At 41.0% G+C, this 26336-nt stretch carries 22 protein-coding genes; 12 read left to right on the top strand and 10 right to left on the bottom strand.

The window, feature by feature from the left end; translation table 11 throughout:
- Positions 1–171: 171 nt before the first annotated feature.
- Complete coding sequence (locus EV207_RS08545) at positions 172–1182, top strand: LacI family DNA-binding transcriptional regulator (protein WP_132745674.1); 1011 nt, start codon at positions 172–174, stop codon at positions 1180–1182.
- 101 nt (positions 1183–1283) lie between these two features.
- Here the strand turns inward: EV207_RS08545 and EV207_RS08540 are convergent, their stop codons facing one another.
- Positions 1284–2087 carry a MerR family transcriptional regulator gene (locus tag EV207_RS08540; protein WP_132745672.1) on the bottom strand — a complete coding sequence of 268 codons (804 nt, stop codon included), beginning with the start codon at positions 2085–2087 and terminating at the stop codon, positions 1284–1286.
- A gap of 276 nt (positions 2088–2363) precedes the next feature.
- On the opposite strand from EV207_RS08540, the gene EV207_RS08535 reads away from it, so the two are divergent.
- The 4 genes from EV207_RS08535 to speB all read left to right on the top strand — a co-directional run bounded on the left by EV207_RS08535 (position 2364) and on the right by speB (position 7680).
- Positions 2364–3836: an aldehyde dehydrogenase family protein gene (locus EV207_RS08535; RefSeq protein ID WP_132745670.1), complete on the top strand. Its 1473-nt coding sequence runs from the start codon at positions 2364–2366 to the stop codon at positions 3834–3836.
- Between the two features lie 36 nt (positions 3837–3872).
- The gene (locus tag EV207_RS08530; protein WP_132745668.1) at positions 3873–5045 is read left to right on the top strand and encodes an iron-containing alcohol dehydrogenase; all 1173 of its coding nucleotides are present in this window, start codon (positions 3873–3875) and stop codon (positions 5043–5045) included.
- A gap of 190 nt (positions 5046–5235) precedes the next feature.
- Positions 5236–6600: an APC family permease gene (locus EV207_RS08525; protein ID WP_132745666.1), complete on the top strand. Its 1365-nt coding sequence runs from the start codon at positions 5236–5238 to the stop codon at positions 6598–6600.
- Between the two features lie 102 nt (positions 6601–6702).
- Complete coding sequence (speB, locus tag EV207_RS08520; RefSeq protein WP_132745664.1) at positions 6703–7680, top strand: agmatinase; 978 nt, start codon at positions 6703–6705, stop codon at positions 7678–7680.
- Between the two features lie 219 nt (positions 7681–7899).
- On the opposite strand, the gene EV207_RS08515 is transcribed toward speB, so the two are convergent.
- Positions 7900–10068: a glycoside hydrolase family 84 protein gene (locus EV207_RS08515; protein WP_243646995.1), complete on the bottom strand. Its 2169-nt coding sequence runs from the start codon at positions 10066–10068 to the stop codon at positions 7900–7902.
- Positions 10069–10441: 373 nt separating this feature from the next.
- On the opposite strand from EV207_RS08515, the gene EV207_RS08510 reads away from it, so the two are divergent.
- Complete coding sequence (locus EV207_RS08510) at positions 10442–11389, top strand: nucleoside hydrolase (protein WP_165886877.1); 948 nt, start codon at positions 10442–10444, stop codon at positions 11387–11389.
- 41 nt (positions 11390–11430) lie between these two features.
- On the opposite strand, the gene EV207_RS08505 is transcribed toward EV207_RS08510, so the two are convergent.
- From EV207_RS08505 to gabR, 3 genes are all read right to left on the bottom strand, one after another.
- Positions 11431–12630 carry an MFS transporter gene (locus tag EV207_RS08505; RefSeq protein ID WP_132745660.1) on the bottom strand — a complete coding sequence of 400 codons (1200 nt, stop codon included), beginning with the start codon at positions 12628–12630 and terminating at the stop codon, positions 11431–11433.
- A 225-nt stretch (positions 12631–12855) separates the two neighbouring features.
- Positions 12856–13326: a hypothetical protein gene (locus EV207_RS08500; protein ID WP_132745658.1), complete on the bottom strand. Its 471-nt coding sequence runs from the start codon at positions 13324–13326 to the stop codon at positions 12856–12858.
- Between the two features lie 92 nt (positions 13327–13418).
- Positions 13419–14879: a MocR-like transcriptional regulator GabR gene (gene gabR / locus EV207_RS08495; RefSeq protein WP_132745656.1), complete on the bottom strand. Its 1461-nt coding sequence runs from the start codon at positions 14877–14879 to the stop codon at positions 13419–13421.
- Between the two features lie 109 nt (positions 14880–14988).
- On the opposite strand from gabR, the gene gabT reads away from it, so the two are divergent.
- The 5 genes from gabT (at position 14989) to EV207_RS08470 (ending at position 21169) form a co-directional block, all read left to right on the top strand.
- Complete coding sequence (gabT, locus tag EV207_RS08490; protein WP_243646997.1) at positions 14989–16308, top strand: 4-aminobutyrate--2-oxoglutarate transaminase; 1320 nt, start codon at positions 14989–14991, stop codon at positions 16306–16308.
- Positions 16309–16352: 44 nt separating this feature from the next.
- A complete protein-coding gene (locus EV207_RS08485; RefSeq protein ID WP_132745652.1) occupies positions 16353–17744 on the top strand; it encodes an NAD-dependent succinate-semialdehyde dehydrogenase in 1392 nt (463 codons plus the stop codon).
- Positions 17745–17861: 117 nt separating this feature from the next.
- Positions 17862–18650, top strand: coding sequence for a carbon-nitrogen hydrolase family protein (locus tag EV207_RS08480; protein ID WP_132745650.1), 789 nt, complete (start codon positions 17862–17864; stop codon positions 18648–18650).
- Between the two features lie 59 nt (positions 18651–18709).
- Positions 18710–20062 (top strand): APC family permease, encoded by a 1353-nt coding sequence (locus EV207_RS08475; RefSeq protein ID WP_132745648.1) that lies wholly within the window; start codon positions 18710–18712, stop codon positions 20060–20062.
- Positions 20063–20230: 168 nt separating this feature from the next.
- A complete protein-coding gene (locus tag EV207_RS08470) occupies positions 20231–21169 on the top strand; it encodes an aromatic acid exporter family protein (protein WP_132745646.1) in 939 nt (312 codons plus the stop codon).
- A gap of 69 nt (positions 21170–21238) precedes the next feature.
- On the opposite strand, the gene EV207_RS08465 is transcribed toward EV207_RS08470, so the two are convergent.
- Both EV207_RS08465 and EV207_RS08460 read right to left on the bottom strand, forming a co-directional pair.
- The gene (locus EV207_RS08465) at positions 21239–22093 is read right to left on the bottom strand and encodes a dimethylarginine dimethylaminohydrolase family protein (RefSeq protein WP_132745644.1); all 855 of its coding nucleotides are present in this window, start codon (positions 22091–22093) and stop codon (positions 21239–21241) included.
- Positions 22094–22165: 72 nt separating this feature from the next.
- Entirely contained in the window at positions 22166–23047 is an 882-nt protein-coding gene (locus tag EV207_RS08460) for a dimethylarginine dimethylaminohydrolase family protein (protein WP_424511357.1), read from the bottom strand.
- A gap of 173 nt (positions 23048–23220) precedes the next feature.
- Here EV207_RS08460 and EV207_RS08455 point away from each other — a divergent pair, with 173 nt between their 5' ends.
- Positions 23221–23958 (top strand): IclR family transcriptional regulator, encoded by a 738-nt coding sequence (locus EV207_RS08455; RefSeq protein ID WP_132745642.1) that lies wholly within the window; start codon positions 23221–23223, stop codon positions 23956–23958.
- A 178-nt stretch (positions 23959–24136) separates the two neighbouring features.
- On the opposite strand, the gene EV207_RS08450 is transcribed toward EV207_RS08455, so the two are convergent.
- From EV207_RS08450 to EV207_RS08440, 3 genes are all read right to left on the bottom strand, one after another.
- Positions 24137–24970: a MurR/RpiR family transcriptional regulator gene (locus EV207_RS08450; protein WP_279389182.1), complete on the bottom strand. Its 834-nt coding sequence runs from the start codon at positions 24968–24970 to the stop codon at positions 24137–24139.
- 63 nt (positions 24971–25033) lie between these two features.
- On the bottom strand, positions 25034–25309 hold the full coding sequence (locus EV207_RS08445) for a sialidase family protein (protein ID WP_132745638.1): 276 nt from the start codon (positions 25307–25309) through the stop codon (positions 25034–25036).
- A 50-nt stretch (positions 25310–25359) separates the two neighbouring features.
- A complete protein-coding gene (locus tag EV207_RS08440; RefSeq protein ID WP_132745636.1) occupies positions 25360–26013 on the bottom strand; it encodes a DUF2306 domain-containing protein in 654 nt (217 codons plus the stop codon).
- Positions 26014–26336 lie beyond the last annotated feature (323 nt).

Raw genomic sequence — 26336 nt, 5'->3', positions numbered from 1 at the left:
CCAGTTACAGATTTTTAAAATCCCGATAAATCCTCCTCCCAACACGGTAATTGAAATATTCAAAATGTTACTGGTAACAATAACATAACATCGGCTTGTGTTGATGTCAACAAACGCATAATTTATACTAAAAAAACAGGAAGAATTAATTAAAGGAAGGGAAAACACGCTGTGGTAACGATTTATGATATTGCGAAACGGGCGAATGTTTCGTCTATGACTGTTTCAAGAGTGATCAATAATTCGGGAACAGTTAAAGAGGAAACGAGAAAAAAAGTTGAACAAATTATCAAGGAACTTAACTATATTCCAAACAGTGCTGCAAGAAGCTTAAATATAAAAGAAACAAAAATCCTTTCATTAATAATTACAGATATAACCAACCCCTTTTTCACAAAAGTTGCAAGGGGCGCAGAAGACAAAGCTAAGCAGATGGGTTATCGCCTGCTTCTGAGCAACAGCGATGAAAGCTTAGAAAAGGAATCCGAATATATCAATATGATTCTCTCTTCTGGTGTCGATGGTGTTTTGATCGCTCCATCAGGGGATCAGTCAAAGAAAAACTTACGGACATTAATAAAACATCGGATACCATTTGTGCTCATCGACAGAGAGGTTGATGGTATTCAAAGTGATGTGGTAATGGGCGACAATTTTGACGGTACAAGAAAATTGATTGAACACATTATCCAGCAAGGGCACAGGAAGATTGCTTTGATCAATGGACCGTCCAATATATCCACAGCAAGAGCAAGGGAAAAGGCTTTTATTGAAACATTGCAACTCTCAGGTATTCAGCCTGAGGAAAACTTGATGTACAATATTTCTTTTAAGCAAAATAATGCAGAAAAAATCGTAGAGAAGCTTGTATCGTTAAAAAAGGCGGAGCGCCCGACCGCTATATTTGCTGCCAATAACTTTATAGCTGTAGACACCGTGAAGGCATTGCGCGATTTAGGAAAAAGCGTGCCGGAGGATATGGCTATCGTTTGTTTTGATGATCCTGAACCGATACCGGGTTTTAATCCTTTTTTAACGGTGGCTGCCCAGCCTGATTATAACTTTGGGTACTTAGGGGTTCAGTTATTAATTGAGAGGATAGAAAAGAAAGGTCCGCAAGGGTTTCAGCGTATCGTTCTTCCTCCAGAGATTCATATCAGTAAATCCTCAATAAAAGGATGAAGAAAAAACCAAAAACCCTATCGCGATTAAAGCGATGGGGTTTTGTGAATGACTGAATTCTAACGATCTGTAGAATATTTCTTTCGCTTCTTATAACCGGGTCAAACCTTTTGAACGGGAACCTGAATTTCAAATTTTATTTCATTTGGTTTATCTGTGATAGTAATGTCAACGTGCATAATTTGCAGCGCATCTCCAATAATTTGATAGTCGGTTTCATCAAGATAATCAAATATTTTATTCAAACTCTTGCTTCGGTTCCATAATAATTCACCGTTGTAACGGATACACGCAAATAATCCAGCAGGAACGATCCTTTGATACTGTTCAGGTATTTTTTCCTTATTTTTTGCCACAACAAAAATAGCAGATGGTTCTTCAAAACGTTTAGTTTTGAGATCAGCTTCTTCGATGATAATGCCTAGTCTATTACTGGCCAAAATCGGTGCCTTCTCAGTAAGCATATTCTCTAACCTTATAACACCATAACATAGCTCCAAATTGTTATTGATTCTTTCATTCAATGTAATTAACTTCCTTCGTCCTATCTCGCGGAGCATCACCGTTTGAAATTCATTTATTTTTGCTACATGATTCATGTATACAATTTTCCCCCTGATATTTTCCTCAAGGTCTTTTAATTCGTTTAGCTTAGAAACAAGGTCCTTGTGCTTGGATTTAAGGATTTCCGAAGATTTACTGAAGCTGCGCTCATTGAAATAATTCTTTATCTCGTCTAAACTCATTCCGAGTTGCCGCAACTCTTTAATAGTACCTAATACCTCGTACTGAAAAATAGAATAATATCGATACCCCGATTGGGGATCTACATATTGCGGCTTGAATAAGTCAATTCGATCATAATGGCGTAAGGTCTCCGTAGTCAGCCCTCTTAACCTTGCCATCTCACCTATGGACAATTTCTCCTTCAGTTTAAGCACCTCCTTAAAAATTATAATAGACTATTGACCTTTGTGTAACAACAAACTTTATAATCAAATTATGCAATTTTCAAAACGCTAGTCTGATAGGTATTAGTGATACTTTTTACATCGATTAGCTATCAGTCTCACTGAAAGGGGGTATAACCATTTTGAAAAAATAGACTTATGAAAGCGCTTGCCATTATTGAATGCAAAATTGTCGAAGGCAAAAAATAACGAACTGGAGGTTTCTTTAAATTGCTTAAATTAAAAGGATTTACAAACGGCGAATGGATGGATTCCTTAAGCAAACAACACAGTAATGTCATAAATCCTGCGAACGGCATGATCATTGCCGAGGCTACCAGCGGAAATGTGCAAGATGCCCGAATTGCCATTGACGCGGCACGGAAAGCATTTGATTCTGGAATTTGGTCAGACTTAAGTGCTACGGAACGGTCTTCCTACTTATTTAAAATAGCGGAGAAGATTGAACAAATTGCACCGGAACTTAGCCAGCTTGAAACAGCAGATACCGGAAAGCCTCTTAAGGAATCAGAGTTTGACATTGCTGACGCTGCAGATTGTTTTCGCTATTATGCCGGTTTGATCACAAAACCAGACGGTCAAACGTATCCAGTTTCCGATCCCGTACAGGCTATGGTTGTCAGGGAACCTGTGGGAGTATGCGGGCTGATAGCCCCTTGGAATTTTCCTTTACTAACGGCGGCTTGGAAAATCGCTCCCGCTCTTGCTGCGGGAAATACAATCGTGTTTAAACCATCTGAGGTCACCCCAGTCACCACAACTAAATTATTTGAGATTATCAAAGAGGTAGGCATACCGGACGGCGTTGCCAATCTGGTGATGGGTAAAGGGACAATAGTAGGAAATGAGATAGCGGGAAGCAATAAGGTCGATATGGTTTCATTTACTGGCAGTACCTCTACGGGAAGAGAGATCATGAAAAAAGCAGCTGAAAATGTTAAGAACATTGCACTCGAACTTGGCGGAAAGTCACCTAACATTGTATTCGCTGACGCAGACATTGAAACAGCAGTGGACTACGCCTTATATGGGATTTTTGTAAACGCTGGTCAAGTTTGTAATGCAGGATCGCGATTATTACTTGAAGAGAGTGTTCATGACGAGTTTATCGAAAGACTGATTGCAAAAGCGAAAAAAATCCGGGTTGGCCCCGGTGATAAACCTTCTACGGAAATGGGTGCTCTTGTCAGTGAAGATCATATGAATAAGGTACTCAAATATATTGAGTTAGGAATAGAAGAAGGGGCGAAATTAGCTTTCGGCGGAAAGCGTATCACAAGCAACGGGCTTGATAAAGGTTATTTTGTCGAGCCAACACTATTTGTGGATACCAAACCTAATATGAGAATTGTTCAAGAGGAAATATTTGGACCAGTTTTGATTGTGCAAAAGTTTAGAGATGAATGCGAAGCTATCCAACTAGCCAACGATACTCCCTACGGTCTCGCGGCAGGTGTATTTTCACAAGACGGGGCAAAAGCTTTGAGAGTTATTAAGAAAATAAAAGCTGGAATCACATCGATTAACGCATTTAATCTAGCCTACAATGAAGCCCCTTGGGGAGGATACAAGCAGAGCGGCATTGGACGAGGGCTGGGGACTTTTGGTTTAGATGAGTTTAGTGAGGTAAAACAAATTAACATTAATTTAAAAGTTGAGCCAACCAGATGGTTTGACCATTAAAAGTTGAGAACTAAAAACTGAAAGGAGAAATTAAATATGCTATGGAATTTTAATTTCAATCTCCCTACCACAATAGAATTTGGGAACGGTAATGTTAAAAATATTGGAAAACGAGCAAAGGAGCTAGGTGGAAATAAAGCTCTTCTTATTACAGATAAGGGTTTGGCGCAAACCGGAATTTTGCAAAAGGTTATTGATTCATTAGATCAAGAAGACGTCAATTATATTGTGTTTGATGAAACCACACCTAATCCCAAAGATGTTGATTGCCAAAGAGTCTACCAACAATTTAAAGATAGCAACATAGACCTTTTGATTGGCATCGGCGGCGGAAGTTCAATGGATACAGCCAAAGCAATTGGTACCCTTTTAACACATGGAGGAGAGCTAAAAGATCGTTACGGTGTAAATTTATTGGAACGGGAAATAACTCCACTTATTTGTATCCCAACAACTTCAGGTACTGGAAGTGAAGTTACAACAGGGTCTGTCATTACGGATACGGTTACAAAACAGAAAGAGGCCATACTGGATATTAAATTGGCTCCAAAACTCGCAATTTTGGATCCTGAATTAACCTTAACTTTGCCTAAATCGATTACTGCTGCCACAGGAATGGATGCGCTTACGCATGCTATAGAAGCTTATACCTGTAATGTTTCACAACCAATTTCAGACGCTCTAAGCCTTTATGCAATTGAATTAGTTGCTAAGCACCTTCCTTTAGCTGTAAAAAACGGTAATGACATAGAGGCAAGGGAAAATATGCTTTTAGCCAGCTTAATTGCAGGAATAGGATTTGATAACTCAGACCTTGGGGCTGTACATGCTATGGCCGAACCACTTGGAGGTCTTTATGATACTCCACATGGAGTAGCAAATGCCGTATTTCTTCCGCATGTTTTTGAATTTAATATTCCTTCAAACCTTGAAAAACATGCAATTATAGCTACAAAGCTTGGAGCAAATAAAGAAGGGGCTTCATTAGAAGAAACGGCCTATGAAGGAGTTGTATTGTTAAAAGAGCTTGCAAGTAAAATTGGTATCCCTGACTTTCGAGATTTAAATAATGTTAATCCCAAAGATTTCTCTTTTCTCGCTGAAGGGGCATCAGTTCATTTGTGTACACAGAGTAATTCACGAAAATTATCACGTTCAGATTATCTGAAGTTATTTCAAAATGCTTATGAAGCGGTACCACAACATTAATTTTAAAATATAACAAGCACAAATTATTGATAAAAACAAGGGATTTACCTGCAGGAGCCGTTAAAGTCCCCCAAAATTTTACGTTAAAGGAAAATGCCTTTTGCAAATCAATTTTGGGGGGACAAATTGTTTACTGAGAATCGGATTTAGGGATGAATTTTCACCTATCTAATTTAAAGGGAGGATAAAAATGGAGAAGGAGAAAGTAAAGCTTGCTAGAGTACTCACCCTATCCCAGGTTGTTATTTTAGGGATTGCATGGAATAATCCTGCTGTGTTTTTTAATACTTATGGAATAGCTGCCACAACCTCACATGGTGTCATTACAGGGGCTTACATTCTTGCATTTCTAGCAATACTTTCTACAGCCCTCAGTTATGCAAAGATGTCGAAAGCATATCCCGTTTCTGGTTCAGCTTATACATTTGCCCGAAAGTCTATACATCCCGGAGTTGGATTTATTGTCGGATGGACAATTATGCTAGATTATATTCTAACTCCTTTGGTGACGTGTTTGATGTCCACTATCTATTTAAGTGTGATATTACCGGAAATTCCACACTTTGTATGGGTTATCCTTTGGACGGCATCCATAGTAACACCTGCTATCATGGGTATAAATATATCAGCACTAATGAGCAAGATTTTTGTTATTACTCAAATAGTTTTTGTTTGTTTGTTCTGTATATTGGCTATCAAAAGTTTGTTTGAAGGGATAGGGGCAGGGACCGTGATCTCGACTAAACCATTGTTTAGTCCACATGTCCCGATGTCAGTAGTCTTATCTGGTGCGGCAATTCTATGTTTTAGTTTTCTTGGCTTCGACTCACTAACCACACTGTCTGAGGAAACAATCAATCCTGAGAAAACTATTCCAAAGGCTATTATCTTAATGTTGCTAATTGTAGGTATTTTGTATATAGGATCCTCCTATTTATCACAATTAGTGCATCCAGGGCTTTCGTTCAAACACGTCGATTCAGCATCCCTCGAAATAGCACTACTCATAGGAGGAAGTTTATTCAAGGTATTATTTATTACCGTAATGCTTATTGGAAACTTTACCTCGGGTATTGCCGCGACTACGAGTGCGTCACGTGTGTTGTATGCGATGGGACGAGATTCTGTTTTGCCTAAAAATTTATTTGGATATATTCACCCCAAATTTAAAACACCGTCCCGTGCGATCATTATCATAGGGTTGTTTTCAATGATAGGTATTGTACTTACTCTAGAGCAAGTTATTAAATTTATCAATTTTGGGGCTCTAATTGCATTTACATCCGTTAATCTATCTGTTATAGCCCATTATTTTATAAAAAATCGTAAACGTTCTTCAGTTAAAGAATATGTAAGTTATCTATGTTTACCAATCATTGGCGCATCACTAACCTTTTGGTTATGGTCAAATCTTGAATTATCCGCATTAATTGTCGGGGGTATTTGGTTGTTATGTGGTTTAATCTATCTTATGTATATTACAAAACTGTCCGGGAAACAGCTTTCGGATATTAACTTCGGTCAAAAAGAAATTCATAATTCCAAAGGTAATTGATGTTTTTATTTGGGTCAATCCTCACCGTACAACAGTTCAAAAACGAGCCGGAAGCTGTCCTCCGACTACAGACAAATAAAAAATAACCAGGAGGTAATATTTATGTCTAATCGCGATGAAAAGCAGTTTTTAAATTTACCTTTCACAGGTATATGTACTTTTGGGAAATATCCTGTTTGTACGGACCTAAATCAGCTTGATGCGGATGTGGCTGTAATTGGAGTACCTAATGATATGGGGACTCAGTGGAAATCTGGTGCAAGAATGGGACCTAGGGGAATCCGCGAAGGTTCTACACTATATAGTTTTGGACTTGACGGAGCTTACGATATCGAAAACGATATGATGTATCTTGGGCCTGACTGGAAGATAGTCGATTGTGGAGATGTGGACATGGTTCATGGGGATATTATGCAATGTCATGAGAATACAAAAGAAGCGATTCAAAAAATTGTTTCGAAAGGTGCTTTGCCGGTCGTTTTAGGAGGCGATCACTCAATTACAGCTGCAGTGGGAAAGGGAGTGGAAGAGCTTGGACCATTCCATGTCATTCAAATCGATGCCCATTTAGATTGGGCGGATCACCGCTCTGGTATGCGATATGGACATGGAAACTGTATCCGCCGATTGTCTGAAATGGATCATGTCCAAAAAATATTTCAGTTAGGGATTCGTGGGATCAGCAGCAGCAAAAAAGAAGACGTCAACGCAGCAAAGGAATATGGCAGCATCATCTTATCTCCTCGTCAAATGAGAAAGATGGGATTCGAAGAAGTGCTAGAGCAAATTCCGGCTGGGGAAAAATATTATGTAACAATTGATATTGACGGAATTGACCCTTCTATCGCCCCCGGAACGGGTACACCTTCCCCGGGAGGTTTGCTTTACGATGAGGTTAATGAATTACTTGAAGGAATTGCGAAAAGAGGAGAGGTGATCGGTTTTGACTTAGTGGAAGTAGCCCCCCCATATGATCCCTACGGTATGACAGGACAAGTAGCAGCCCGAATTTCACTAGACTTGCTCAGCTATATCTTGAAAGAAAGGGAGAAGAACGAAGACTGCAAACGTAAGGGTTAAATTACGAATCTTAAAAACATGTAGACGTAGAACCAGCAAATCATAACCACCCTTCCTGAGGTGCCCCAAAAAGTGGCGGTTGCTGTGTTACTATCCTTTATTATTCTATACTTCTATACCCGCACAGGTAATAGACAACAGGCAAGAAGCCCTCAAAATTAAGAGGGCTTCTTGTTCTTATTTTGTTATTTAATCCAGGTTACTGGATTTACCGTTCCTTTACTTCGTAATAAGCACCTGTCCGTCATTTATTTCAACTTTTGCACCCAAAAGCGCATTATCTTTTAGCCAGTCACTGCCATGTATACTTAGGACATACCCGTTTTCAGGGATCGGTGAATTATTGCCGCCTCTTTTGACGACCTTGCCATCCACAACAGTCACTTCATAGCCATATATATTTGTTCCGGTTGTATCTCCTTGCTCAGGCGTATATTGGATGAGCTCTCCGGCACCACGGGCTTTATTGACACCATCCAATGGCCTGGAAACGACGGTTTCGCCATACACAGCCTTCACTAGGAAAGGCCTGATGACATATTCACCAACTTTTTGCGAAATGGCATCGGATTCCTTCATCAAAGTCTTGACCTTTTCCTTATAGTGATCTGCCCGATCTGAATCGTCTACTTTCTTCGCCATGAGCGCTTTAACTGCTGCAACGCCTGCCTTACTATATATTTCAAGCTTATTTAAATATGGATCAACCTCTTGGAGAAATTGGTCATTATCCATTTTATTTCGAAGGCTGCCCGGCACGGTTTGAAGATGTTCAAATTCGGCAATTAAATTCTGTGCGGCTTGGTCCGCCTCATCCGTTTTGTATGCCGTTAAGAACGCTTTGATTAACGGTGTAAGCGTCAGCGATTCCTTGCTGTTGATCGGTGAGGAATATGAATTTTCCGCAAAGTCTTTTAGCGCTTCTGCAGCATCACCGCCGAAGGATTGAATGCTTCGCTCCCAGGAATCCTTTGGATCATAGTGATGCGGGTTCCATGTGTAATCGGCGATCGTATACAGCGGAATTTTGGAGGCTTCCGCTTCATTCATCGGATTCGCCGTCACACCGAGTACGCCATGCTCTGTCAAATCGGCATCCCGTTTTACAAGCGGGCCGAGGAACAACCGGTTGCGATCATAATCGTTTACTGGGTAATTGTCCCAGAGCAACAAATCATGTTTGAAGATTTGTGACACCTTCTCCGCCCCTTCAGAGGTCACATTTTCAGGGACAACGGCAGGGCCTGTCCACATCACAATCGTGTCTTGATTAAGTAAATCGGCGAATCGTTCACGATAAACCGTCGAATCGTTCCCGGCGTATCCGGTTGGAACTGTAATCAAGCGGTCAGCCCCTTTATGGGTTTGGATAAATTCTTTGTTAAAACGATTTAAGAGATAAGCCTGTCCTGCAGCCGTCGGGTTAGGATCGTCGCCAAACATAGCCTTATCCTGATCACAGTGGAAGTTATAGCTGATGTCATCCAGGAAAATGGCATAGGAGCGTACGCCAAGGTCCCACACAGCTTGCATCTTATTCATTAGCAGTTCAAAGTCTTTGTCTCCCGAATAACACACTGTGTTTCCAGGCGAAAGTGAAAAGGTTAACTTCACATGATTTTCCTTTGCTTTATCAACCAATTCTTTCAGGTCATCCAATCTATCTTGCGGATATGGTTCGCGCCATTTTGCTCTATGATATGGATCATCCTTCGGCGCATAAATATAAGTATTCATTTTGTTGTCTCCATAAAACTCAAGCTGGCGGAGCCGGTCTTCATGAGACCATGGCGGGCCGTAAAAGCCTTCAATTGACCCTCTGATCGGCATATCCGGCCAATCAGCAACAACTACGGACGGTACAAGGTCACGTCCAGTCCGCTTCTGGATCAACTGATCAAAAGTTTTGGCCGCATAAAAAGTCCCTGCTTTGTCTTTACCAGCCAGTACAATGCCTTTATTGTCTTTATTGCCAATACCCGAGGCAAGGAGATACCCTTCCTTTTTTAAGTCTTCTTTGCCTGATGTGACGCTTTTTAAGGCTTTCTTCGCCTTCGGATTGTCGGAAAAACTTCCAAGCCAGATCGTCACCGGTGTATGAGGAGATGCTTCGTTTGCCTTTTTCTTAATGATTTTATTTACACCGGCTTCCTTTAATGTTTGTTCTACAACTTTGATAGCAGATTGATCGGTATCATCCCCGACAACGAGGCCAACCTTTGGCGTCAACGGAAATCCTTTTCCAATAACCTTTAAATGCTGAGGGGTTGGATTGATACCGAAGCTGTTTTCATTAGTGTTCTCTTTTGCTCTTGCCTGACCGCCTCCAATCGCCATTGGAATAAGCAACATGCACGCCAAGCAAAAAACAAGCGATTTGCGAAACAAAACCATCACCTTCCCTTTGTTAAAATATTTTAAAAAGTGTATAGTAATAAGCATACTTGTGATTTGTATACCCGTCTATACCACTAAGGTCCTAGATCTTCCATCGGGGAAATCTTGACCTTTTATCGATTTGGTGTCTTCATCTGGATGGCGTTACACTTAATGTATATATTTGGTAACAAAGAACATCAGTCCTATACTTTATTCTACTTTACCGCCTTAGCTAACTTAGATTTGTCTAATGCCATTAGCGCCTTCCTATTTATTAGGTTAAACTTCCAGCTCACCCCCCCACCAATAACTTAGGCTAAAAACTTAATTTTACTAATAAAATGGTATCAGTCCCGAAAAATATTCTAGAGGAGGGGTTGATGTGAAGAAGATTTTGCTGTTCACTGATCCAGGAGTCGATGATGCATTTGCTATTATGTATGCTCTTCTTCATCCTGAGCTCGAGTTGGTTGGGCTAGTGTGCGGGTATGGCAATGTCAGCCAATCAGACGCCTTGCGAAATAGCGCCTATTTACTCAAGCTTGCCGGAAGGGATGACATCCCCCTGATCAATGGAGCCAAAGCCCCTCTCTCCGGCCAGCCGCCGCAGTATTTTTATGACCTCCACGGCTATCATGGCATCGGGGCGGTTAATACGGAGAGCACCAAAATTACTCATACATATCCTTTTCATACAGTTTACGAATTAATCACAGTTTATGGCAGCGAGCTGACGCTTGTTAACCTGTCCCGCTTAACGACTTTGGCTCTTACCTTCCTTGAAGCAGAAAGCAACATCCATGATGTCAAAGAAATAATTATAATGGGAGGGGCATTTTTTGTTCCCGGAAATATCAGCCCTTTAGCCGAGGCTAATATTTATGGCGATCCGCCAGCGGGGAAAATCGTCACTACATATGGGAAAAACCTTACCTTCCTACCCCTGAATGTCAGTAATCGATCAATTATTTCAAACGACATCATTCGTTATCTTTCAAACCAAACAACAACTCCCTTTACACCAATTATTAAACCCATTATGGATTATTACAGTTCGCAATATCAGCACATCATGCCTGGTATTAACGGGGGCCCATTACACGATGTCGCCGCACTTTCATGCCTTACAAGCAAAGATCACTATAAAGGCGTTAACCGCCAAGTCTTCGTCGTTGACGATGGTTCATCAAAAGGGTTAACCTATGCTGATTTTCGTCCGGTTCCGAAAGTTGAACCGGGATATCCAATCAACAAGATTATTCTAGACTTTAGTGTGCAGCACTTTGTGAATGACTTTGTGGCGGTTATGAGTGGCTCTCTCATTAATTAATATAAGTGAAAAAGGGGATGAACCAATGTCATCCCCCGTAATCACAAACAATGCTTGTCGATCACGTTCGTACTCTTCCTCATATTAAGCTGAAAAATATAGATGGCTGCTAGTGCCGTCAAATAAAGACCTGCAAAAGCGACGACATACCAAAGGGCTGTTGCTGTTCCAGAGCGATCCATGGTGGCACCGATTAAAGCGGGAAAAATCGCCCCGCCTAAACCGGCAAATCCGGTTATTAAGCTCGTGACCAAACGAGCGAGGCCAGGAAACATATGATTAGCGTAGACCATCGTAATGGAATAAACCCCTGACATCGTGAGTCCCATGATTATAACAAACCCGTAACCGACCGCAGCATTCTTGAATAAAATAAAACAGATCAAGCCTAACGTTGTCCCTGCCATACCCCAAAATAGAAAAAGGTTGTATGTCACTTTCCTAATGATCCAACCCGTCGCAACTCTTCCGACGACCATTGCCGCCCAAAAAAAGCCAATGCTTAAAGAAGCATAATACGGAACTGTGTCCAAGTAGGCAATAAAAATTGAGGCTAGGAAATTATTTAGGCTGCCTTCTATCCCCGTGTACATAAGGATCATCATCATAAATAATGATAATACCAGCATTTTTCTCCCTTTAGACAAAAATTGAGGCGGCAGTCCGCCCGCATCTAACGTCTCTGAAAGATCTATCTTATCTTTTGAATATGATATCGTCTGCCAGACAATCACCAAGACGGCGGCAAAACAGCCTGTCACAATGAATGAAGACCTCCAAATGCCTTGTGATATGAAAATGCTCGAAATGATGGGCATCAGCAAGGCGCCGAGACCGAATGATACTTCCAGATAACTCATGACTACCGCTCGCCGGCCTATAAAAACTTCCATCATTAAGGTGGCAACAACTGTTTCTAACATTGCAACACCAATACTATTTAAAAAGGTCAGAAAGAATATCAAGCCAATCGGTGGAAGAAAGAAAATGCTGAATTGAGCAAAGGCTATAATAGCAGCCGCCATCGATAAGACGTTTTTTTCTGCAAACCAGTTTATTAAGAAAGACGAAATCGGGACGCCAATAATGAATCCCACTGAACCGGCAAACACTAACTGGCCGCCAATAGTATAGGATACATGATAATGGGCTAGCAGCTGGGGAAGAACGGATCCGATCGTTGTAATAACCAAACCTGAAAGAAAATATAAGGCATATGAAGCAAAAGCAAAGGATCTCAATGATTGAACCTCCTAATCAGGGTCAGCTCCCCATTTTACTGCTATTTTAAATTGAAAAGGCACTAACTTTATGCTTTCGAATAGCAGCTTTTGCTCTGTCTGAGTACAAAGAAATTATGCAAGATAATTAATATAAGGTCAACCAAAAATGACTGGTTGACCTTATCATATCAAGCGCCTGTTTTACATTTGGCTCTGTTTATTGGAGTAATTGTTTTGGATACTCTAGTTTCGGTCAAAATCCCCTAGAGGTGATTCAGGTGCAACGGGAATAAGCTCCTCATTATTATATTCGGCAAGTTTTTGCGGCCCTAATGACTTATATCTTATATGAAATTCCTCTTCATATTCAGTTACCTCTTTTGCTGGAGATGACTGTTTCATGCCGAATATCCAAGTCTCGAGTTTATAAGTTCCCCTATTAATGATGTCACACAGATTTTCAAGGGATTGAATCAACTCAAATAAACAATCCAATCCGTTCCTTAAAATAATACCTTTGTCTTTCGCTCTTTGAACAGAGTGTTCCACCCTGTATGATTTTTCCTTATAACAAAATTCAATAAAACAACTGCTGCGATCCCAATTGAAATTGAACTTTTCGATTTCTAAACGTCTCATAACCCTATTAAGCTTTCTTTCACACATATTTTGCTCTTTATATGGCATCCATTTGAACATACCATTCTTGAACATACCATTCACCCGCCTTCCATGGCTATTTTGGAAATACCGATAACCTTATATTATAGACTTCTACAAAATGTACAAATATCCTGTTGTGATCGTTATACATTTGTCGACGTTTTTTTGAAAAATACGGGGAGATTCGACCCCGTTTTAATTACCCGATACAGTCTATCAACAGCCTCGACAATTTTTTCCTCATGTATATTTGCAAATCCGATAACTAATTCAACTTTTTCTTTTTCTTTATACTTATTTTTTAGCATAAAACGCCTCATTGAATAGATTTCAAGCTTTTCCTGTTTCGCTTGCTCTTCAATCTCTTCATATCCTTTATCCGTTCTAAATTGCGCAAGAAAATGAAGTCCTGCAGGCACATCCTCAATGTCAACATCACCTCTAAAACGAATGTGAAGCTCCTTTATCAAAAGCCTTCTTTTCATTTCATAATGATGGTTCATCCTTTTTACATGTCTCGCGTACCCGCCGCTTTCCACAAAATAATGCAATGTGAATAAAACCAGTGAATTGCTGTATTGCATTAAATCAGAATAATGGCGGCGATAGTCTCTTAATAAATCAGGCGGCAACACCATATAACTCATGCGAAAACCCGGAAACATTGTTTTCGAAAAGGTGCCAGTATAGATGACGCGATGATTCCGGTCCAAACTTTGCAAGGAGGGGATATTATCCGTTTCATATTTAAATTCACTATCATAGTCATCTTCCACAATATATCTGTCGGTAGATTCGGCGGACCAATTTAGCAGCTGAATGCGTCTTGAAATCGGCATAATTTTACCAGTGGGAAATTGGTGTGATGGCGTCACAAACACAACATTTGCCTTTGTAGCGTTAATGTCATTGACATCAATGCCTTTTTCATCCAGTTTAACAGGGCGAACCCCAAAGTCCATGTTTTTCAATAAAGTATAAAAGCGGGAATATCCCGGGTCCTCCATAGCGACCACCGTGCTTCTCGCCTGCATCGCCATCAACTGCCTGATTAATTGCTGCGAGCCGGCACCAATTATAATCTGTTCCGGCTCGCATTTAACCCCGCGCGATAACCCTAACATACGGGAAATCGTTTCTCTTACTCCATAAGGTCCCTGAGGATCAAGAATTTCTGAAAGCTCTTTTTTATGATTTTTCACGGCCTTATTCTGGCACCTCATCCATTCCGCAAAAGGAAACATTGATATATCAGAGGTCATATGCGAGAGTGACAGCCATCCCTCTTTATCCTCGATGTCTTCCTTTAGATCATATGGCAGCTTGTCTTTTACGGCATCTTCTTGCTGGATAAACTGGGTAATATTTTCGACGTAATACCCCTTTTTCTCGATCGTATAGATGTATCCTTCCGCAAGCAATTGCCCATATGCGTTGGCGACCGAATTAACGCTGACCTTCAATTGCCCTGCCAATTCCCTTTTGGAAGGCAGCTTTTCATTAAATTTAAGCTTTCTTTCAAGGATCCCCGTCTTGATCCCTTCATAAATCTGCTGGTATATATATTTTGCTTCACCATTTTTATCTAATGTTAATAAAATCATGGTCTGCCCTCTTTCATCTGGTGCCCAAAATTTTTACTTTTTGGTACTTTTCATTATACCAGACAATCGCCATACTTATTAGTATATTCATATTACGAAAGCAAGGGTGATAATGATGACGGTCTCTTACGTTACAACAAAGGAATTACAAGAAAAAAGGGAAAAATATGTTCCAAAAGGCGTCAGCAACGGCAACTTAAATATTGCCCATCATGCAGCCGGAGCAACAATTACAGATATTGATCAGAATGAATGGATTGACTTCGCAGGTGCGATTGGCACATTGAACGTCGGCCACAGTCATCCCAAAGTAACTGAAGCAGTTAATAAACAGGTCGAAAAATTTTTGCACCCCGGTTTTAACGTGATGATGTATGAAGGCTATATTAATCTGGCAGAAAAGTTGTGCAAAATCACACCAGGCAGCTTTGAAAAACAGGCGATTCTTTTCAATTCCGGTGCCGAGGCTGTCGAAAATGCTATAAAAATTGCCCGCCGTTACACGGGAAGGCAAGCAGTGGTTTCATTTGTCCGCGGTTATCATGGAAGGACGAATATGACGATGAGTATGACAAGTAAAGTCAAACCATATAAATTTGGATTCGGTCCGTTTGCTCCTGAAGTCTATCAAGCGCCGTTCCCTTACCTCTATCACAAACCAAGTGAAATGACGGAAGAAGCCTATATCGATCATATGATTGAGGAGTTTAAAGACTTCTTTATTGCTGTGGTAGCTCCCGAGACGGTTGCTTGTGTTGTCATGGAACCAGTGCAAGGTGAAGGCGGCTTTATTATCCCCCCTCAAAAGTTTGTTAAAGCTGTCAGCGACTTTTGTAAGGAACATGGGATCGTCTTTGTTGCTGATGAAATTCAAACTGGATTTGGCCGGACGGGAAAATTGTTTGCCATTGAACATTTTGACGTGACACCGGATCTGATGACGGTTTCAAAATCATTGGCTGCAGGCTTGCCGCTTAGCGGTGTGGTAGGCAAATCAGAAATATTAAATGTCGCAGATCCAGGAGAGCTTGGAGGCACTTATTCAGGCAGTCCTGTCGCATGTGCCGCCGCATTAGCTGTCATAGACATAATGGAAGAGGAAAATTTACCAGAAAAAGCAGAAAGCCTCGGACAAAAGATTGAAGCGAAACTGCTTGATCTCGCTGAAAGGCATGACTATGTCGGTGACATTCGCCGGTTGGGTGCAATGGTGGCGGTCGAAATCGTTGATCATCGCGACAGCAAACGGCCTGACAAAAAGAAAACAGCTGACATTGTAAAGTTCGCGAATGAAAATGGTCTATTACTGCTTTCCGCCGGTCTCAAGGGAAATGTCGTCCGCTTTCTGGCCCCATTAGTTATTACAGACGATGAATTGGCGAGAGGACTGGCGATATTGGAAAAAGCGTTCGACCATAATCAGATCTAATACACTAAATTGCAGCAAAGCAAGCAAAAAAGGAGTGTCAACAAATGCCGAATCTAATAAAGGTTCATAATCCCGCAACGGGTAAAATAATCAAAGAAGTATCAGTTCACACCAAGGAAGAAATCAACCAAGCATTAAAAAACGGACATGAAGGCTTTAAAAAGTGGTCAAAAATTAACGCCCATGAACGTTCAAGAATGCTAGAAAAATGGGCACAAAAAATTCAAGAAAATAAAGAAGAAATAGCGGAAGTCATGACTCTGGAAAACGGAAAGCCCTTGCAGGAATCATTGGGTGAAGTCGATTACGCAACAAGTTATATCGATTGGTATGCAGAGGAAGCGAAACGAATCTACGGGCGCACGATCCCAGCAGCCACTGAAACAAAACGGATTGTTGTCAGCCGGCAGCCGATTGGATTGGTCGCAGCCATCACACCATGGAATTTCCCTGCTGCTATGATGACCAGAAAGGCGGCACCCGCTCTTGCCGCTGGATGCACCTTTATTGTAAAAGCTGCAGAAGAAACGCCATTGACGACAATGAGATTAATCGAGCTTGCCCACGAAGCGGGCATTCCAGAAGATGTCATTCAATACGTGAATGGCCGCGGCAGAGACGTTGGACCAATCTTTACAAATAGTGAATATGTCAGAAAAATCACATTTACGGGCTCTACCCCTGTAGGGAAATCCTTAATAAAAGGCAGCGCCGATACAGTAAAACATGTCACGATGGAATTAGGAGGACACGCACCCTTAATTATTGCTGAAGATGCTGATCTTGATTTTGCTGTAAGTCAAACGATCGCATCAAAATTTAGAAACGCCGGTCAAACGTGCGTCTGCGCCAACCGCATTATTGTTCATGAAAATGTTCTTGAGGCATTTTCCAACAAGCTGACCGAGGCGGTTAAAAAATTAAAAGTCGGCAACGGCCTGGAAAAAGAAACGGATATCGGACCTATTATTAATGAAAAGGGCTATGATAAAATTGTTTCACAGATTAATGACGCCGTTGAGAAGGGTGCCGAGGTGCTTACCGGCAATCAATTTGATGCCGATAAAGAACAAGGTTATTTCTTTATTTATCCAACAGTATTAAAAAATGTCGACCCGACCATGGCCATCATGCAAGAGGAAACCTTTGGCCCGGTCGCTCCAATCACAAGCTTTACAAATATTGAAGAAGCGCTGGAACTTGCAAATAGCACCCCATACGGACTTGCCGCCTATTTCTTCACAAATGACTATAGAACCGGAACTTATTTACATGACCATTTGGATTTTGGGATTGTCGGATGGAATGATGGTGCCCCTTCCGCTGCTCACGTCCCTTTTGGAGGCATGAAAGAAAGCGGACTTGGACGCGAGGGCGGTATTGAAGGCATTGAGCCATATCTTGAAACAAAATACCTGTCTATTGGGCATGTATAAAGAATAACTAAAGGAAAACTTGGGCTTCGCCAAGATTTAGTGCAGGCGATAGCCTAAGTTTCCTTTATACGATCCTTCTCTAAAGTTTTTTAATTATTGTTAAAAGGAGGCAAAAAGGTGAACATTGCAACAGCGCAATTTGATCCCGTTCTTAAAGATAAACAAAAAAATCTTGAAAAGATGATTGGCTATTTAAAAAAGGCAAAAAAGCAGGATGCAGATCTTGTTGTTTTTCCGGAAATGGCTCTAACCGGTTATTCAGTCGGGGACATCTTGCCGGCGATTGCTGAAACAAAAGATGGAGAATCCTTGAAAAAGCTCGGTAAAGTGTGCAAAGACCAAAAAATCCATGCACTCGTCTCATTTCCTGAAAAAGAAAATGGCGCTTTTTATATATCCAGTGCTTTATTAAAAGATGATGGCACGACCTGCGGCATTTATCGAAAAACACATTTGTTTGACACAGAGGCGAAATACTTCACACGAGGAAGCAGCTGGCCTGTATTCGACACAAAGTTTGGAAAAATTGGTGTGATGATTTGTTATGATTTAGAGTTTCCAGAGGTTTCCCGGCTCCTTCGTCTAAACGGAGCAGAAGTTATTTTAGTGAACACAGCTAACATGATCCCATACGAACATCACCAAAATATTTACATGCAAAGCCGTGCCTTGGAAAATGAAGTGCCAATCGTTATTTGTAACCGGATAGGCCATGAAGGGGAACTCGCCTTTTTTGGACATAGCATGGCCGTCGATCCCGAAGGAAAGGTCATTTTCAAGCTTGATTCAGAAGAAGGTGTCCGTACAGCAGAAATCCGGCTGCAAGGAAATCGAGACCCCAAGCTCGCTTATACAAATAACTTGCATACCCTTATAAAAAAGAACTTAGCGAATGTTACCTCATAATTTCGCCAAATTTATATTAACCTTTTGGGGGATAAATAAGCTAAAGGAAGGTTGGTTTGATGGAAAATGGAAGAAAATCTTTGGAACGATCACTCACAATAACACCGTTAGTTTTGTTTGGACTTGCCTATATGGCTCCAATGATTGTATTTGGCACTTATGGTGTCATAGCCGAAGCGACAAACGGTCTTGTTCCGACCGCATACCTTATTGCTTTAATTGCCATGCTGTTTACTGCCTATAGTTATGGTAAAATGGTACAAGCTTATCCCGTGTCAGGATCCGCCTACACTTATACACGGAAATCAATCAATCCTCATTTAGGATTTTTAGTAGGCTGGGCGGTACTGCTTGATTATTTATTTCTTCCTATGGTCATTTGGTTAATTGGAAGCGTTTACCTCCATGCAGCTTTTCCTTCTGTTTCTAATTGGATTTGGATAGCAGGTTTTATTGTTGTAACAACCATTATTAATTTTGTAGGTCTTCGCGTGTCATCCCGAGTGAATTTTTTAATGATGCTGTTCCAATTTCTTGTTATCTTTTTGTTCATTATCTTATCGATCATTTGTCTCATGAATGGAAAAGGGACAGGTACATTTCTTTCTTCAGCTGGTTTTTTTAACAGTCATGCATCTTTTTCACTTGCTTTAACTGGAGCTTCCATTGCTTGTTACTCCTTTTTAGGTTTTGACGCAGTCACGACATTATCGGAAGAAACCATTAATCCTAAAAAAACGATTCCGCGTGCGATCTTTTTTGTTGCTTTAATAGGCGGGGGCGTGTTTGTTATCACTTCTTACTTTATTTATCTCGTCTATCCGGACTTTCATCATTTCAAAAACATTGATTCTGCTGGATTTGAAATCGCAAAGTTTATTGGGGGAAATTTATTTAGCGCGATTTTCCTCGCTGGCATGATTACGGCTCAATTCGCTTCCGGTTTATCCGCTCAAGCCAGTGCATCACGTTTATTATTTGCGATGGGACGCGACAGCGTATTACCGAAGAAGGTTTTTGGTTTTCTTCACAAACGGTATCATACACCCATATTTAATCTTTTAACCGTCGCTGTTATTGCCCTTCTCGCATTGAAAATGGATGTTGCTTCATCAACTTCCTTTATTAATTTTGGTGCCTTTGTCACTTTTACCTTTGTTAACCTCTCTGTTATTGGGCATTATTTTGTTAAAAAGGGTATGCGTTCAGGAAAAAATATTATTTTTTATCTTTTGCTTCCTTTAATCGGCGCCTTTTTTGATCTATGGCTCCTGATTAATTTAGACAAAAACGCATTGATTCTTGGGGTGATATGGGCGGCAATAGGGTTCGTTTACCTATTATATTTAACGAAAATGTTCCGGAAATCCCCGCCGGAATTAAGCATTAACGATGTGGATGCCGCTTCCTAAATAAAACTGGGAAAAAAATATAAGCTTTTAATAAACGAGCTGCCGTCCATGGCTGCTCGTTTGCTTTCTTATTGCACTAAAGTTGTTGAGCGGGACAGGACAGGGTAAAATAACGATAGGATATGTTAATTTTCCGGGTGAAAAATATAGAACTATTGGGGAGACAGGATGTTTAATGTAGGCTATCGAACTTTAAAAACCGCAATTGGGGCTGGCATTGCTGTTGGCGTTGCGCAGCTGCTGGGGCTAAATTTTTATATCTCGGCAGGCATCATTGCAATTTTATGTATTAAACCAACCAAAAAGGCATCATTATTCAGTGCACTGCAACGGTTTGTAGCATGTGTGTTGGCGATGGTGTTTTCAGTCATCTTTTTTCATCTCCTGGGGTATCACCCTTGGACAATTATGCTCGTTTTACTGTTGTTCATTCCATCCATTGTAAAACTGAGGGCGCAGGATGCTGTAGGAACAAGTTCGGTTATTATCTTGCAGCTATACTCCCAAGGGCAAACGACTTGGGCCATTATCTGGGACCAAGTTGGCGTTATTGTCATCGGCATTGGCGTTGCGCTTTTACTTAACTGGTATATGCCGAGTTTGGAAAATCAAATTACGAGATACCGAAAAAAAGTTGAAGAAAACTTTGCGATCATTTTAAAGGAGTTCGCCACCTATCTTCGTGACGGTGACTCAGATTGGACAGGAAAAGAAATTCTTGAAACAGCCGATATTTTAAAAGAAGCCAAATCCCTCTCACTTAAGGATATTGAAAATCACCCCTTCCAAAAAAAGGACAGTTACCACTCGTATTTTATAATGCGGGGAGAACAATTTGAAATCTTAGAGCGGCTTATGCCGATGATTGCCTCGCTTGACCGGACTTATAAACAAGGAAGGCACATTTCGGATTTTTTGGATCGCTTAAGCCAAAGGGTATCGCCAAAAAACACGGCAGATCAGTTCCTAGAAGATTTGGAAGCCATGCGGGTGGAATTTCGCGAATCCCCGTTGCCACAGGATCGACAGGAATTCGAGATCCGTTCATCCCTTGCGCATTTTGTAAATGAAATGGAAAAGTATTTAGAACTTAAAAGCAAGTTCTAAGTCTCGGCCGCAGCTGGGCTGGGCCAAGCCGGAAAGGAGGCGGAAACCGGCAATGCGCCCAGTCCTTTTTTATTCCCTTATCAGCGGCAGGGTGATGCAGCGAAAGGAACCCCCGGATTTAATGATTTCGGAAATGTCCACTTCCACGACAGAAAATCCCCGTCTCCGCAGCTTTTTGTTCACTTCCTTATTTATAGGCAAACTGATCACGGTTCGATTACCTATCGAAAGAATGTTGGTTCCCAGGGTGAATTGCTCTTTTGATGACACGTCAATTAAGTCGTAACACGAAGACAATGTGTTGACAACATTTCTATCAAAAGCTTTCGGATAAATTAACGCCTCGTTCGGTGAGATAATGTTAAACACACAATCAAGATGCAAATACTCTTCCATAAATGGCACTGCTGTTATCTCGAAGCCAGGGGATTTCCCCCTCAGTTCATCAATTGCTTCCATGGAGGTCCGGTCACTGGAACCCACCCATACTCTGGTACTGTCAACGATGACGTCTCCGCCTTCAATACTCCCATTTTTTATTGATTCAAAAGAAATGCCATGTTCAGTGAGCCATTTGGCGAATGTTTTATCTTCGTTTTGTCGAACTTTGCGCTTCATGTTGGCCAAAAACAACGTCTCACCGACTGTAAATCCAATATCTCTGGTAAACACCTGTTCCGGAAATTTTTCGTTTGCGGTAAGAAGGATGACGTCGATATTTTCTTTCTCTAGAACTTTAATAAGTGATTCATGTTGTTCCACTGCTAGAAGAGAATTGATATCATCGTTGACAAAACGCTCCTGTGTTTCATTAATGACCTCTTTTATTTCCATGAACTGTGGTGTACATAAAAGGACGCGCTGGAGGGTCCCATATTCATTGTGACAAGTTACTTTACTTAGGGAATCTTTAGGGAAATCCATTTTTGGCCTCCACACGGTGATTTAGCTCTTAAAATTCCCCGCGATTAATGATTTTACTCTTAAAAGTGGTCATTAGCCTCCTGAATTCCGTATGACCGGGCAGGTAAGACAGGTCGGTCCGCCTGTTCCAAGATAAGAAATATCATGCCCCTTGTATTCATAAACGGTCGCCCCGGCATCCTTTAATTTTTGTTTTGTAGAAGGATTTCCTGAAACCATAACACAAACTCGTGGTGCCAAAGCAAGGACATTGCAACCGAGTCTATGATATTCCTTTTCAGGAACCTCAATAAGCCGAATGCCGCGTTTTATAAGTAATTGCCGAAAAAAGACAGGCATTAATCTCGAATAAACGACAGCAAGATTAGTGTCCACAAGACTTATGAGTGACATGAGATGGAGACATTCGGCCTCTCCCTGATCATGCGGAAGTGGAACAACTATAAATTCATCGACCATCTCCTTAGTCATTTCCTTAATTTTCCGGATCGCTTCATCATTCGTCCGATAACCGCGTCCTACGGCCAGAGTTCGATCATCCAACCACACGATATCACCCCCGTCCGCAACAGCACTACCTGTAAGCTCGCCTATTATTGGAATGTTTTTTTCTTGCAAAAGCTTTTTATAAACGTCCGCTTCTGGCTGCCGCAATGTTTTCCCTGATTTTAAAATGATAGCACCTTTTCCCGTGAACTTTACAGGGTCGTGGGCATAGAGAGAATCTAGTCCTGTTATTTCTGAAGCAGGCAAAAATTCAATGTGTTCCACATGTTTTCTAAGAATGGTGATGAACTCATTATATTCGTTTTCAGCTTCTGTAAAATTGGGTTCCTTGATGAAGTTGAATTTCTCCCATTCTTTGCTTAAATAATCTTGATTAATAAATGCCTCTTTTGGACGTTTTACGATAACTGTATTAAGCCGCTCTACCATCGATTGACAGTAAGACAATGTCACACCTCATTTCCATATTGTGAAATTAGCTTCCGTAAATAGAAAGCCCTTGATTATGATAATATTGATGCTAAGCTTTTGTGTTAATATTATTTTTGAATTTATCGAATCTTTCTAATCCAGTTATTTATAAGTTATAGTAGATAATAGATAAATTAGGAGATGAGGATATGCAATCGATTGATCGAGCAATGCAGACAATAGAAGTCCTTGCCAGCAATGACATAAAAAAATGGTTTTCGATTACTGAACTGTCTAAGGCATGTGATTTACCTGTTAGCACGATGCATCGCCTACTAGCTTCAATGAAGAAACATGGGCTGATTCAACAAGACCCAGAGCTAAAACTCTATTCATTGGGAAATACATGGTTAGAATACGGCTTGCAGTTGTACGATAGTTTGGACTTCGTAAGTTTAATACGCCCGGAAATGGAAAAATTAATGATAGAAGTGGAAGAGAGTATTTACTTTAGTAAACCATTTGGACTCGAGTCCTTGGTCGTCGAAAGAATTGATTGTTTGACAAATCCAATCAGGATTAATGACCAATTAGGCATACGTATCCCTATGAACATCGGAGCCGCTAATAAAGTGATGCTTGCTCACATGCCACAGGATGAAGCTGTGAAAATCGTCAACGCATTATTAACTGGAGAAGAAAAGGATGCTTTTGTAGACTTGCTAAATTCTACGAAACAAAAGGGTTACGGCATAAGTCACGGTGAGAAAACACAAGGCACATCATCCGTTGCAGCCCCTGTATTTAATCAATTGAGGGAACTAATAGGTGCAATAAGTATAGGTTATGTCAATTTCAATATAACTGAGGAAAGACAAAACCTATTAATAGAGAAAGCAGTGGCATTCGGTATGCGCATCTCGTCTAAATTAGGGTATAAACCATAAATATTAATTTCCATCAGGTAAAGAAAACTCGCCGATTGGCGAGCCTTTGGCGAAGACAGAGGCGTAGTTGCACTTATGTGCGTCAGAAAGTTATACTTTCTGATTAACTAAAAAAGCCCTGTACGCGTGACAGGACGTGTGCAGGGCATACTTTTTCCAAATTCAAGCTCTTTGGCCATCACTTATTTGTTTTTATAATTTGAGCTGTTTTAATTTTCTTCCCAATCGCGTCATCCATCGATAGTCTGGCCACTTCTGTGTATATGAGATCAATGACAAACAGTTGGGCGACTTTCGTCGACACGGCACCGGTTTGAAAAAGGGATTCTGTCGAACTGTAATGGATGGCATAATCAACATCATCTTTATTTACGGGTGAGGGATTTCCCGTGATGAAAATAATATGCGCCCCATTCGTCTTGGCGATTTTCAGCATTTTAGCGATCTCTTTTGTTTCGCCCGAATGAGAAATCGCAAAAACCAAATCACTTTTGTCCATAATCGACGCCATCATCAGCATGGTATGGTCGTCAGTATAGACGTCTGAATGAAAGCCGATTCTCATAAACTTATATTTCGTTTCCAAAGCCGTCATACCGGAGTGTCCGATGCCTGCAAAGTGAACCCTGCCTGCTTTTCTAAATAGCAGGGCCGCTTTCTTGATCATGTCATAATCCATATTTGACATTGTTGCCTCGAGGGCTTCCAAATTGACCTTGTAAAATTTCTTGGCAATGGTTTCTATAGAATCTTCCTGTTCAATCGGTCCGCTGAAGACATTGCCGGGTACCCGGGCTGACAAATCTCGGACCAAAGCTACCTTGAATTCGGGATAGCCTTTAAATCCCAGTTTTTTGCAGAACCTGACGATTGTTGCGTTGCCGATACCGGATTTCTCCGATAGTTCCGTGATAGAGTCATAGATAATATCTTCGTGATGATCATCAATAAAATCATACAACTTTTTCTCAGATTTCGTTAATTTAAGGTTGCTGTCTAGAAATGATAGAATGTTGCCACCCCCTCACCCTTCTCATTATACATATATCCTGGGAGCGGATATTAAACTTAACCTCTATTTAAGGCTTGATCGGGAAATCGTTGTGAACATTATGCTGCCCTTATTATTTTCATAAAGCAAACCAATTTTTCCGTTCGGCAGCACGGTTAAGCTTGAATATGCGTAATCGCCTGGGGTAACGACAGAGGAACGATTCCAGGTCTTGCCGCCATTTTCGCTAATTCTGATCGTGCCATTTTGCCGGCCGCTCGTACTTGCCGGATTGGAAAAGATCAAACGTGCTTTGCCGCTTCTCGAATCGCGTCGTTTGGCGACTCCCCTCGTTTCCAAGTCTTACCGTGGTCATCACTGTAGATCACAGCACTTGGGGGTATACTCATTTATGGTTTTTTGTTTTTTCCTTTTGATTTCTTAAGAATCACCCATTCAACTATAATAAAGTTGAGAACCAGGCCTACCCAGATGTTCACATTTAAAATCACTTCGAATACCTGATCTCTTCCACCTGGAAGACTGAAATCATTTAAAATGTAATACAGGAGGAGAAGCACAGGCACTAATAGGCGGGCACTTACAGCGACCAAAGTCAAACCAACGCTGCGCAACATCCATACACGGTGCTCGTTAAAATGCCTTTTAACAGCCTTGCGATAACCTTTCCAGCATGTGAATAACCATAGAATAGCCAAAGTGAGAAAAGCCATTGATTTTGTGAAGTTTTCAACATAAAAAATGACGGCCAAAGCAAGGAGACCACTTATAAAGACACTGCTGACGTAAATTTTGCCGATAATGCGATGGATCTTGGGATTGGTGATGCGAATCCGCTCGACAAACTGGAGAAGCCCCGTTATTAAAGCAATAAAAGCAAAAACAATATGGCTGACTAAGATAGGATATTCATGTGTCGCCGGTGCGAGCGGCACCCGGCTTTTATCAGAATCTAAAGTGAAATACGGAATCATAAATGGGACCATTACCCCAACTGACACAATGACTAAAATCCACCAACTCTTTTTTGGGTTCTTTTTCATACTCGTAACTCACATCCTGTCTTTTCCTCTTGTTCTCATGATAACCGGCAATTCTAAACACCTGATAAATAAGTTATTAAATAAATCTTAAATTGATTCCCGGTAAAGCGGAAAGAGGCTGGGACAGAAGTATTTTACTCATAAAAAGCAACGAAGCGCTCCGTCAAAATACTTCGCTTACCACGGGCACGGCTTCAGCCTCCTCAGAAAGGTAAAACCGCTTTCTTGCGGGGGCCTCGGACACGTGCTGTTCCCGTAGGAGTCTTTCGTGTTTTGACTACGCTTCGCATTTGCTATTATACTTTTCATTTTATTGTTCGGCA

The sequence above is a fragment of the Scopulibacillus darangshiensis genome (assembly GCF_004341035.1).
GTDB lineage: Bacteria > Bacillota > Bacilli > Bacillales > Sporolactobacillaceae > Scopulibacillus > Scopulibacillus darangshiensis.
The sequence above is the reverse complement of the archived record's forward strand: the minus strand, read 5'-3'. Positions and strand labels throughout refer to the sequence as shown.